At 39.2% G+C, this 12,420-nt stretch carries 8 protein-coding genes and 2 tRNA genes; all 10 read right to left on the bottom strand.

The annotated features are described in order from the left end of the window. The gene (nusA, locus tag OZX61_RS01480) at positions 1-1,485 is read right to left on the bottom strand and encodes a transcription termination factor NusA (RefSeq protein WP_195771200.1); all 1,485 of its coding nucleotides are present in this window, start codon (positions 1,483-1,485) and stop codon (positions 1-3) included. 30 nt (positions 1,486-1,515) lie between these two features. Next, on the bottom strand, positions 1,516-2,028 hold the full coding sequence (gene rimP / locus OZX61_RS01475) for a ribosome maturation factor RimP (RefSeq protein ID WP_277095082.1): 513 nt from the start codon (positions 2,026-2,028) through the stop codon (positions 1,516-1,518). 210 nt (positions 2,029-2,238) lie between these two features. Continuing rightward, positions 2,239-2,315 (bottom strand) — tRNA-Met (locus OZX61_RS01470). An 80-nt stretch (positions 2,316-2,395) separates the two neighbouring features. Next, positions 2,396-2,472 (bottom strand) — tRNA-Met (locus OZX61_RS01465). A 388-nt stretch (positions 2,473-2,860) separates the two neighbouring features. Then, positions 2,861-3,328: a pilin gene (locus OZX61_RS01460; RefSeq protein ID WP_277095081.1), complete on the bottom strand. Its 468-nt coding sequence runs from the start codon at positions 3,326-3,328 to the stop codon at positions 2,861-2,863. Between the two features lie 63 nt (positions 3,329-3,391). Next, complete coding sequence (locus tag OZX61_RS01455; RefSeq protein ID WP_277095080.1) at positions 3,392-3,868, bottom strand: pilin; 477 nt, start codon at positions 3,866-3,868, stop codon at positions 3,392-3,394. Positions 3,869-4,224: 356 nt separating this feature from the next. Then, positions 4,225-5,646 (bottom strand): glutamate synthase subunit beta, encoded by a 1,422-nt coding sequence (locus tag OZX61_RS01450; protein WP_277095079.1) that lies wholly within the window; start codon positions 5,644-5,646, stop codon positions 4,225-4,227. A gap of 76 nt (positions 5,647-5,722) precedes the next feature. Further along, positions 5,723-10,198: a glutamate synthase large subunit gene (gene gltB / locus OZX61_RS01445; RefSeq protein ID WP_277095078.1), complete on the bottom strand. Its 4,476-nt coding sequence runs from the start codon at positions 10,196-10,198 to the stop codon at positions 5,723-5,725. A 389-nt stretch (positions 10,199-10,587) separates the two neighbouring features. Beyond that, positions 10,588-11,316 (bottom strand): hypothetical protein, encoded by a 729-nt coding sequence (locus tag OZX61_RS01440; protein ID WP_277095077.1) that lies wholly within the window; start codon positions 11,314-11,316, stop codon positions 10,588-10,590. 2 nt (positions 11,317-11,318) lie between these two features. Then, complete coding sequence (gene aroB, locus OZX61_RS01435) at positions 11,319-12,407, bottom strand: 3-dehydroquinate synthase (RefSeq protein ID WP_277095076.1); 1,089 nt, start codon at positions 12,405-12,407, stop codon at positions 11,319-11,321. Positions 12,408-12,420: the final 13 nt, after the last annotated feature.

Genomic DNA, 12,420 nt, shown 5'->3' with positions numbered 1-12,420 from the left:
CTAGTTAAACCATGATTCTCTGGCTTTCATAATCAATTGACCTGCTTGTTTTGTACCAAGTCCTTCGATATCTGCAATATCATCAGTTGCTTGATCAGCAAGATCATCAATTGTAATCACACCACGATTAGCAAGTGCATATGCAATTTCTTGCGTCATGCCTTCCATATTTAATAATTCTGAGCTTGGCTCTTGAATATTTTCTTGTTGCTGTAAGGCATCTGCCAAAGCAACTTCTTTTGCACGACTTTGTAAAAGCTCTACTGTTTCTGCATCTAATTCAATTTCATTAAATGTCTCTGCAGGAACATATGCAATTTCATCAAGGGAAGTAAAGCCCATTTCCACAAGTGCCATTGCTAGATCTTCTTCAATATCTAAACGTGTTACAAACATATCTAAATATTGTTGTGCTTCGTTTTGTTGGCGTGAGCGATACTCATCTTCAAGCATCATATCTAGTTTATAGCCTGTCAACTCAGATGCTAAGCGAACATTTTGACCTTGTGAGCCAATTGCTCTTGCCAATTGATCGCTTGTTGCAAAAATAATATCTGCAGTTTTTGCATCTTCATCGATAACAATACCAGATACATCTGCTGGTTCTAACGCACTTGCGATATATTGTGCAGGATCATCAGACCATACTACAACATCAATACGTTCATTATTGAGTTCCTGTTGAACTGCCTGAATACGCGTACCACGCATCCCAATACAAGCACCTACAGGGTCAATACGATGATCATTTGTTTTTACAGCAATCTTAGCACGTACGCCAGGTTGACGCGTCGCTGCTTTAATCTCGATAATTTCTTCAGAAATTTCAGGAATCTCTTTTTGCATTAAAGCAATAAGCATTTCTGGTTTTGCACGAGAAAGCAATAACTGTGCACCACGTCCTTCGCGGTTAACTTCATATAAAATAGCGTTAACACGCTGTTTTGGACGAAGTAACTCTTTAGGAATCATTTCATCACGCGCAAGATAAGCTTCAGCATTGTCACCTAAGTCAATGATAAAACCATCTTTTGTTTGCTTCTTCACTTCACCGTAAATGAGCTCACCTACTTTAGACGCATAAGCATCTGCAACAAGTGCACGTTCAGCCTCACGTATTTTCTGAACAATGACTTGCTTTGCAATTTGTGCAGCAATACGACCAAATTCAATAGATTCAACTTCAAGCTCACGAATATCGCCAATTGACCATTTAGCAGGATCTACATCAGAAATCGCATCTTGGCAAGCAGGCATTTCGTGGTCTTCATCTGCAACCACTTCCCATTGACGAAATGTACTATATTCACCCGTTTTACGGTCAATTTGTACACGTAAGCGTGCTTCTTCTGAGTTTGTACCCTCATAGAACTTTTTCTTAGTTGCAGCAACGAGTGCCTGCTCTAATGCTTCAAAGATGGCTTCGCGGCTCACGCCTTTTTCATTACTAACCGTTTCTGCAACGGTAAGAATCTCACGACCCATAAGTCACCTATATTTCAAATTTTCTTAAGTTTAGTCTTGATAAACCAAATTTGCTTTATCGATATTGTGACTATCGATGTCCAACACTTGCTGTTTTTCTACTTCCACTTGAATCATCTCATCATCAAGATTGACTGCAACAAGTTTTGCCTGAAATTTACGACGATTATCTACAGCGCTAATTAAACGTAATGCAACTTGTTGTCCAATATAGGCTGGCATTTGAGATAGTTCAAAGAAAGGGCGATCCCACCCTGGTGATGAAACTTCAAGAGAGAACTCTCCTGAGATTGGATCATGTACATCTAAGATCGCACCCACTTGCTGGGTTACTCGAACACAATCTTCGACACTGATACCACGACCATTTTCTTCTGTTTCACCTGTCTCAGAAGCATTGGTTACGGGTTTATCAATGTAGATACGTAACATTGAACGTTTACCTTGAGGCAAAAATTCAATACCCCATAGATGAACATTACAAGCAGCTACTGCTGGGGCAATCATGTCTTGTAGCTCTTGCGTTTTATTTGATAATTTCATGTACTCTCGTCATTTTGTGCAATACAACAACCGGCCTTTGCCGACCAAACCTCTTGTAGTGAAGCATGTCTTTTTGACCAATTGATGTCGACACTACACGATAGCCAATAAAAAAAGGGCGAGAATCCACATCCGCCCTTTTAACACAGAAAAGCATTGCCCACTGTGCAAAAAGGCCCACCTATTTGTGAGCCCTTTTAGCAAGAATCTTGGTAGCGGGAGCTGGATTTGAACCAACGACCTTCGGGTTATGAGCCCGACGAGCTACCAGACTGCTCCATCCCGCAATAGTGTGCAATAATATATCTAATTTAAGCGAAAAATTCAAGTTTAAATTAGCTTAATGAATTTGCAATTTTCATTAAATTGGTAGCGGGAGCTGGATTTGAACCAACGACCTTCGGGTTATGAGCCCGACGAGCTACCAGACTGCTCCATCCCGCACCGACAACTTACTTTCTGGTTTAAAGTAAGCACCAAGTATTTAATTAACTTGATGGAGCGCATTGTATAGAGGAAAATAAATTTAGGCAAGAGGTTTTCTTTATTAAAAAAACAATGACTCATTTTTTAAACAAAGATACTTTTATTTGCTTGAAAAAGATCAAATGCTCTCATTAATGTAAGCTTTAACTTACAAGGGAAGCCGTTAAAACGTATATATTCAATGAATGAATATACTTATTATGGCTTTATCAACAACGGAAAGTGCTTATAGGATTTAAGCAAGTACGGATACAGGTTGAATAGATCACGGAAAGATCGACACAATGGATGTAAATGAGGATGTTACTCTATAAACCCGAGCTTGCTCGGGTTTGTGTTTTTTATATTATAAATCTTGTGAACACATATTTGGACGATAACTCACATCTACATCTGTTCGACAAGTCCATGTTCCACTGTTTGCATCTCTAAACCAAACAAGCCTTCTACCACTTAATCGATTACTTACCCGATTTCCAAACGTACCTACAATCTGCTGATTTGCAACCAATGGAAAAGTAATTTGTGGTGACCCTGTATTGGGAGCACTGCTTTGCTCATCTGGACGATTTCCTGTAAGTAAGCTAGAGGCAATAATAGGTAAATGACAACCTTCATTATTTCTTTCTAATTCTAATTGACCTTCTAAAAGACAAATATCAATAGGATTTTTAAGGCTAGCAGTTTCTTGCATAACAGTATTTACTTGTGTTTTTGAAACATAGATTTGATATTGCACAAGTGCAATTGCAGATATAAGTGCAACAATTGCTATAGCAATTAAAACCTCAATAAGTGTAAATCCTTTTTGCATGTTTACCCCCCAAAAAAAAAGTACACCTAAGTAGGTGTACTTTTATTATAAGATTAAATTTTATTATCCACCGTTTGTTAATGCTGTTACACAACCTGCAGGACGGAATCGTGCATCTACATTTGTTGAACAAGTCCATGTACCATTTGCATCGCGTGTCCAACGAACTTGGTTTGCATTCTGTGCTGTAAGCGTTGTAGCAGCATTGTTACCAAAGGTAGCTGTAATAGTAGTTGTATTTGTTAGTGTAGCTGGAACTACCGGTATACCTGTACCATCAGTTCTATTAGGACTAACCATTAAGTTAGATCCTGTAGCACCTAGGCTACACTGACCAGCACCATCACCTACTGTAGTTTGTCCATTCAACAAACAAGCTTCAATTGCTGTTTTTAAACTACCTGATTCAGCAACAACACGGCTTACTTGCGAACGTGCAATGTAGTTTTGATATTGCGGAATTGCAATTGCTGCCAAAATACCAATAATCGCAACAACGATCATTAATTCAATAAGAGTGAAACCCTTTTGAGCATTCATAATATTACCCCAATGTGTTTATAAAATTGTAAACTGAAGCATGTATGCTAACAGGTTTACCTAACATCTATATTACAGCAACTACTGTGCCAAACCTATTTTAATACAATTTTCATCCATTTAAGCAAGTTTATTTTTCTTTTTCTAAAAAAAATTGGTCAATTAAGGCAATAATTTGACAAAATTTGTCACTTTATTACATTACTTGAAGCGCATTTTAATTAAAAATATTCGATTATATTCACATAATACAACTGGCTTTCTTTCATTTTTATAAAAAATAGATCTTTTGCTTAATAAACTATAAAAAAAATACTTTATATAAAAAAACCGAGCAATATCGCTCGGTTTTTTTATTAAACTTCTAAATAATCTAATATTCCCTCAGCAGCTTGTCTTCCCTCCCAAATTGCAGTAACAACAAGATCTGAGCCTCTTACCATATCTCCACCTGCAAAAATCTGCGGATGTGATGTTTGAAATTTAAATTTTTGTTCCTCAAAAGCCAAAACACGTCCTGAGCCATCTAATTGAATATCTACATCTTTAAACCAAGATTCAGGGCTTGGACGAAAACCAAAAGCCAGTAGAACTGCATCTGCAGGGACAATTTCTTCAGACCCTGGTATAGGCTCTGGGCTACAGCGTCCACGATGATCAGGCTCGCCCAATTGTGTAGTGACAAATTTAACACCTGTCACTTGACCATTTTCACCCACTACTTCAATTGGTTGTCGATTAAATAGAAATTCTACGCCTTCTTCACGTGCATTGCGGACTTCTCTACGTGACCCTGGCATGTTCTCCTCATCACGACGGTAAGCACAAATGACTTGTTCTGCACCTTGACGTATAGAGGTTCGGTTACAGTCCATTGCGGTATCACCACCACCAAGAACAATGACCTTTTTGCCTTCCATCGAAATATATTCGTTTGGGTCTTTCTCCCAGTTTTGACAACGGTTAACGTTAGCTATCAGGAAGTCAAGTGCATCATGTACACCCTTCAAGTCCTCACCAAGAAAACCGCCCTTCATATAAGTATAAGTACCCATTCCCATAAAGACAGCGTCGTAGTCTTTTAGAAGGTCTTCAATTGTTACATCTGTACCGATATTGGTGTTCAGCTTAAATTCAACGCCCATACCTGTGAAAATTTCACGACGGCGCTTCATTACATCTTTTTCCATTTTAAATTCAGGAATACCAAATGTAAGTAAACCACCAATTTCTGGACGTTTATCAAAAACAGTAGGCTTAACACCATTACGAACTAAGATATCTGCACAACCTAGCCCTGCAGGCCCTGCACCAATAATTGCAACCTTTTTATCTGTCCATTTCACATCAGACATATCTGGTCGCCAACCCAAAGCAAATGCCGTATCATTAATATACTTTTCTGCATTTCCAATAGTTACTGCACCAAAACCATCATTTAAGGTACAAGCACCCTCACATAAACGGTCTTGTGGGCATACACGACCACATACTTCAGGTAATGTATTGGTCTGATGACATAACTCTGCCGCCTGAAAAATACGACCCTCTGAAATAAGTTTCAGCCAGTTAGGAATATAGTTATGTACTGGGCACTTCCATTCACAGTAAGGGTTACCACACCCTAAACAACGGTGAGTTTGATCTTGCACCTCTTCCTTATGAAAAGGTTGATAAATTTCCACGAACTCTGCTTTACGTACATCTATTGCTTTTTTTTGTGGGTCGTGACGGGCAACATCTAAAAACTGGAAGTCATTACTAAGGCGCTGTGCCATTTTCTTCTCCATGGGGTCCGTGTGAATGAAGAAATACCATTCACACCTACCTATTCATTTCACATAAAGGCCTAATTTATTGCGGATCTGCTTGGGTTGTTTTAAGCAAGGTCAGTAAATTTGCAGCTTTTGGTTTAACTAACCAGAATTTACGACTATAAAAGTCAAACTCATTACGAATTTTATATGCCCAAGCACTTCCAGTTTCTTTAATATGCTCATCAAGAATACGCAATAAGTTTTCTTGATGCTCTTCCATAGACTCTGTAGAAATACGCGTTAAATCAATTAATTCATGGTTATAACGATCGACAAAGTCATTATCCAAGTCAAGTACATAGGCAAAACCGCCAGTCATACCTGCACCGAAGTTATGCCCCACTTTTCCAAGAACAGTGACAATACCGCCTGTCATATACTCACAGCAGTGGTTACCTGCACCCTCAATGACAGCAAATGCGCCTGAGTTTCTCACCGCAAAACGCTCTCCTGCTGTACCCGCAGCAAAGACCTTACCGCCTGTTGCACCATAGAGACAGGTATTACCAATAATTGCCGTTTCTTGGCTTTGGAACTGAGAGCCTTTTGGCGGGAATATAGAAATTCGACCACCTGCCATGCCTTTACCAACATAGTCATTGGCATCGCCTTCTAACTTAATATGTAGGCCACCTGCATTCCAAACACCAAGCGACTGTCCTGCTGTACCTTTTAAGTTAACAACAACAGGTGTACTTTCCATATTTAAGTTGCCATGACGGCGTGCAATTTCACCTGACAGACGCGCACCAATAGAACGATCACAGTTACCTATTTTAAACTGATACTCGCCACCAGAACTACTTTCAATCGCAGGCAGAATTTCAGAAACCATTTTCTCTGCGAGTATGCCTTTATCAAAAGGTGCATTCCCTTCTACTTGGCAATACTGTGCTTTGCCTTCTGCAAAAGCATGTGATTGTAAAAGCGGTGAAAGATCTAAATGTGCATGCTTTTGAGTTTCACCCGGAAGCACTTCCAGTAAATCAACACGTCCAATTAAGTCTTTTAACGAACTCACACCCAGTGCAGCAAGCCATTCTCTCGTTTCTTCTGCAATAAATTGGAAAAAGTTAATGAGCATTTCAGGCTCACCAATGTAATGTTCTTTACGCAAGCCTTCTTGCTGTGTTGCAACACCTGTAGCACAGTTATTTAAGTGACAAATACGTAGATACTTACATCCTAAAGCAATCATTGGTGTTGAGCCGAAACCAAAACTTTCTGCACCTAGAATGGCTGCTTTCACAACATCTAAACCAGTTTTTAAGCCACCATCAGTTTGCACACGTACTTTGCCACGCAAGTCATTGACACGAAGTGCTTGATGCGCTTCTGCGAGTCCTAACTCCCATGGAGAACCTGCATGATGAATAGAGGAAAGTGGCGATGCTGCCGTACCACCGTCATACCCTGAAATGGTAATAAAGTCTGCATAGGCTTTTGCCACACCTGCTGCGATTGTCCCTACACCCGGCTCAGATACCAGTTTCACAGATACCATCGCTTTTGGATTAACTTGTTTTAAGTCAAAAATAAGCTGAGATAAATCTTCAATCGAATAAATATCGTGGTGCGGCGGTGGTGAAATAAGTGTTACACCCGGTACAGCATAACGTAACCGTGCAATCAAACCGTTGACTTTACCACCCGGTAATTGTCCACCCTCACCTGGTTTTGCACCTTGTGCAACCTTAATTTGTAGCACTTCAGCAGAGACCAAATACTCAGGTGTAACCCCAAAACGTCCTGAAGCAATTTGCTTAATTTTAGAGTTTTTAATCGTGCCATAACGTGCAGGATCTTCACCACCCTCACCTGAGTTAGAGCGACCACCCATCGTATTCATCGCAATTGCAATAGCTTCATGTGCTTCTGGTGATAATGCACCAATAGACATACCTGCCGAGTCAAATCTTGGTAAAATCGATGTAATTGGTTCAACATCTTCTAAAGCAATTGAATGATCTGTTTTAAGCTTTAATAAATCTCGAATAGTTGCAATTGGTCTTGTATTTACAAGCTCTGCATATGCTTTAAAGTCTGCATAGTCACCCGAACGAACTGCTTTATGTAACGAGTTAATCACTTCTGGGTTAAATGCATGATACTCTTTACCGAACACAAACTTAAGCATTCCACCTTGATCAATCGGTTGACGATGTTTCCATGCCAAAGTAGCAAGTTTCTTTTGATCTTCTTCTAGATCTGCAAAGGTTGCTCCTTGAATACGACTTGCAACGCCTTTAAAACACAGATCGACCACTTCACTCGATAAACCAACAGCTTCAAACAACTGCCCACCACGATATGAAGCAACTGTTGAAATACCCATTTTAGACAAGACTTTGAGTAAACCTTTATCTATACCCTTTCTAAAGTTGTTCTGCGCTTGAATTGGATCGCCAAGTAATTCACCTTTCGCCACAAGGTCATGAATCACATCGTATGCTAAATAAGGGTAAATTGCAGTTGCACCAAACCCTAAAATCACAGCAAACTGATGCGGATCACGCGCTAAAGCAGTTTCAATAATAATATTTGCATCTGCTCTTAACCCTGTTTGAATTAAGTAGTGATGTACTGCACCTGTAACCATTACAGCATTGGCAGGTAAATAGCCTTCTCTTATTTTTTTATCTGACAGAATAAGTACAGTTTTTCCATCACGAATCGCTTGTGCAGATGCTTCACAAATACGAGTAATCGCTTGTTGTAGACCTTCACTTACTTCATAGTTCAGATCAATTTCAGCAATTTCATAACCTGTACGACCCAATGTACGCAGTTGATGCATTTTAGAGTTTGAAAGTACAGGACTTGAAATAATGAGACGGTCAGCATGTTCAGGGCCTTGCTCAAATACACTTTGCTCACGCCCAAGACACGTCTCTAAAGACATGACAATAGATTCACGTAATGGATCTATTGGTGGATTGGTCACTTGCGCAAACTGTTGTCTAAAGTAGTCAGAAACATGGCGCACCTGTTTAGATAAGACAGCCATTGGGGTATCATCACCCATAGACCCAACTGACTCCTGACCATTTTCAGCAATTGGTCTGAGTACCTGATCTCGCTCTTCAAACGTTACCATGAACATTTTTTGTGCAGCTTTGAGTTGGTCGCCTGTTAGGCCTTTATCTGCCAAATGCTCTTCTAACTGTGGGCTCACTTGTAAACGAAAAGCATTTTCACGTAACCACTGACGATACGGACGCATACGTTTTAAATGATTATTTACGTCTGTGGTATCTAGCATTTTACCTGTAAAGGTATCAATAACGAGCATCTCACCCGGGCCAACACGTCCTTTAGAAATAACATCTTCAGACTTGTAATCCCAAACACCAATTTCAGAAGCCAGTGTAATATAACCATTTTTTGTAATAACCCAACGTGCTGGACGTAGACCATTACGATCGAGCATACAAATTGCATGACGACCATCTTGAATTACAAGACCTGCAGGACCATCCCATGCTTCCATATGTTTAGAGTTAAACTCATAAAAAGCACGCAAGTCTGCATCTAAGTTTTCAACATTCTGCCATGCAGGTGGTACAAGCATGCGTAAAGCACGGAATAAATCCATACCTCCACCCACAAGGATCTCAAGCATATTGTCTAAACTTGAAGAGTCCGAACCACTACGGTTCACAATTGGATTAAGCTCAGTTAAACCTGGTAATAATGGATTTTTAAGCTTTGGCGTACGTGCAGCAGCCCAATTACGGTTTGCTGTAATGGTATTAATTTCACCATTATGTGCTAAATAACGAAACGGTTGTGCAAGAGGCCAACGTGGTAATGTGTTGGTAGAAAAACGCTGATGAAATACAACAATATGTGACTCAAGTGCAGGGTTAGCAAGGTCTGTATAAAAGTCTGCAATTGCCTCTGGCATCATTAAGCCTTTATAGCTAATGACGGTCGAGCACAAGGTAGTAATATAAAAATCTGCGTCGTGTTGTTGTTTTTGTTCTGCACGACGACGTGCTAAAAATAATTTACGGTTAAACTCAACTTCTGTCACACCCATTGGGCAATTCACAAAAACTTGTTCAAATCGAGGTAGAGACTCTAACGCAATTTCACCTAATGCATCGTTGTTTGTTGGAACAACACGCCACCCTATAACACGTAGCCCTTCTTCTTCAATTTCTCTTCTTAAAGTATCTTTCGCAAGCTGTGCTTTTTCATCATCAAGACTTAAAAATACAGTGCCTACAGCAAAAACTTCACTCAGGGTAATATCACTAATTTTAGGGGCTTCTTGTCTAAAAAATGCTTTTGGCATCGCAAGTAATAAGCCACACCCATCTCCCGTTTTGCCATCTGCGGCAATCCCTCCTCGGTGGGTCATACAGCTTAAACTATGAATGGCTGTTTTTACCAAGTCATGACTCTCATTGCCTTCCATATGGGCAATTAAGCCAAAACCACAATTATCCTTAAACTCATCTGGCTGATATAAACCTTGAGCGGGAGCTACTGTTTTTAGCGATGGCATGTGCATAGCGTACCCTTCTTTAATTGATGCTCCTGAATGAGCGACACATAGTAAATTTTCTGTATTACTTTATTCCTATATCTTTTAGAAATAAATTAGACTTTTAGACAGGATCGCTATCTTTATTTTGATTCATCAGATATGAGTTCATCTGAATAAATGCACACTTTTGATGCAATAAAAGCGCTATTTGAATAATATTTGGTAATTTTGCACCAAATGGAGAACAAATAAACAAGCTTATGCACCAATACATGCAAAATAAGTGCCAAAAGGTGTAATTTTTAGAGAGTAGAAAGTCATTTTCTTGTATTTATTCATGTTAATTTTTTAAGATGGTGCACTGTATTTTATGTAATAGAAAAAAATTGCGTGTTTACATCACCATTTTAGTGCACATTTAGAGCTTGTGGCTCCGAAGCAGTAGAAGAAGATCGCTCAAGTACATCTGTAGCTGTTTGAATCGGATTAGGTAAACTTGTTGCTCGAGGTACAGGAGCATTCGTTAGATTAACTTCATAAAGTTTTGCATCCGATGATAATTCATCTGTACCCATGTCATTGACTTGTTTTGCATAGGTTGATAATGGCTGTACTGCTGGATGTAACGAATGAGGTAAATTCAAATTAAGATTTTGTAGTGCACGATTGGCTTGTGGTTCATTCGGGTACAAACCATAAGCCAAAATATAGCGGTCTGGTTGGTTCTCGTTAGAAAGCCTAAAATAAATAAACTTATCGCGATCTTCCCTTTGCTTTAAGAAGTCTCTAATCACTTCTTCTTTACCGACTGTCAGTAACTCTAATGTAAAACCGTATGGATTACGTTGAATAAATTTAGTTCCCCTAAATTCTGCTTCATGTGTACCAGAAATAATGGCGCGTGTTGTTTGCTGTAGTGGTTTTACTTGATCATCCAACACACCCAAATTGGTCATGGCAGCAACTTTTTCAGATTGAAACTGTGGATGAATATCCTCTTCTTCAATATTCTTTTCTGACTTAGGTAATGCTTTTGCTGTCAGACTTAAAAATAGTGCAGCAAATAAACAAATAGTGCCTATTCCAAGCGAAACCCATGGTAGGAAACTACGCTGTTTTTTTTGCTGCTTAGACATGTTTATTGCCCTTTATTCTGATTATTTAAGATGGCTTGCTTCATTGCGTCTACATCAAAGTCATCTGTAATTACAGCTTGACCAAGTTGTTTCATTAGAATTAATCTAATTTTACCATCTAATACTTTTTTGTCATGAGACATGTAAGCCAAAAATTCATTTAGCGGTATGGTCGGGCATGCAATCGGTAAATTTGCATTTTGAATAATTTGCTTAACACGTGCTAAATCTTCAGACGAAATCCAGCCCATTAAATGAGACAGATCGGCCGCCATAACCATGCCAACAGCAACTGCTTCACCGTGTAGCCATGCACCATATCCTAAATAGGATTCAATTGCATGGCCAAATGTATGTCCTAGGTTTAACAGTGCGCGCTCACCCTTTTCATGCTCATCATTTGCAACAATACGTGCTTTATGTGCGCAAGAACGATAAACAGCCTCGGCCAAGGCTTTTTCATCTCCCGCAGTAAGTTGATGAATATTTTGTTCTAACCAAGATAAGAATTCGACATCGCCCAATAGTGCATATTTAATAATTTCTGCAAGACCTGCTGAAAGTTCGCGTGGTGGTAATGATGCCAACTGCGACATATCCGCAAATACGACTGATGGTTGTTTAAATGCACCAATCATATTTTTACCTAAAGGATGATTAATTCCTGTTTTTCCACCTACGCTCGAATCAACTTGTGACAATAACGTTGTTGGTACTTGAACAAAGTTCACACCACGCTGAAAACTTGCTGCTGCAAAACCCGCCATATCACCAATTACTCCACCTCCTAAAGCCAAGACAGTGCAATCACGATTAAAACCTGCAGATAATAAAGCATCAAAAATAAGATTTAAATTTTCAATATTTTTAAATTTTTCACCATCACGCAAAATACAATGTGCCGTTTTTTTATCTAATTTATTTAATGCGTTTTCATATACATCTAGATATAAAGGAGCAACCGTTTCATTCGTAACAATCATGACTTGTTTACCCAAAACATATGGCTGCAACAAATCTGCTATATTGAGTTGACTCCCAATAAATATAGGGTAACGGCGATCTCCAAGTTCAACATGTAATGTTTGCATAAAATTAAACCAG

Origin of the sequence: Acinetobacter sp. ESL0695 (genome assembly GCF_029392135.1) — a bacterium.
Classification (GTDB): domain Bacteria; phylum Pseudomonadota; class Gammaproteobacteria; order Pseudomonadales; family Moraxellaceae; genus Acinetobacter; species Acinetobacter pollinis.
The sequence above is the reverse complement of the archived record's forward strand: the minus strand, read 5'-3'. Positions and strand labels throughout refer to the sequence as shown.

What these genes read in the sequence shown, in the direction of transcription:
- nusA (WP_195771200.1), bottom strand. Translation starts at nt 1,485, where the DNA reads ATGGGTCGTGAGATTCTTACCGTTGCAGAAACGGTTAGTAATGAAAAA.
- rimP (WP_277095082.1), bottom strand. Translation starts at nt 2,028, where the DNA reads ATGAAATTATCAAATAAAACGCAAGAGCTACAAGACATGATTGCCCCA.
- OZX61_RS01460 (WP_277095081.1), bottom strand. Translation starts at nt 3,328, where the DNA reads ATGCAAAAAGGATTTACACTTATTGAGGTTTTAATTGCTATAGCAATT.
- OZX61_RS01455 (WP_277095080.1), bottom strand. Translation starts at nt 3,868, where the DNA reads ATGAATGCTCAAAAGGGTTTCACTCTTATTGAATTAATGATCGTTGTT.
- OZX61_RS01450 (WP_277095079.1), bottom strand. Translation starts at nt 5,646, where the DNA reads ATGGCACAGCGCCTTAGTAATGACTTCCAGTTTTTAGATGTTGCCCGT.
- gltB (WP_277095078.1), bottom strand. Translation starts at nt 10,198, where the DNA reads ATGCCATCGCTAAAAACAGTAGCTCCCGCTCAAGGTTTATATCAGCCA.
- OZX61_RS01440 (WP_277095077.1), bottom strand. Translation starts at nt 11,316, where the DNA reads ATGTCTAAGCAGCAAAAAAAACAGCGTAGTTTCCTACCATGGGTTTCG.
- aroB (WP_277095076.1), bottom strand. Translation starts at nt 12,407, where the DNA reads ATGCAAACATTACATGTTGAACTTGGAGATCGCCGTTACCCTATATTT.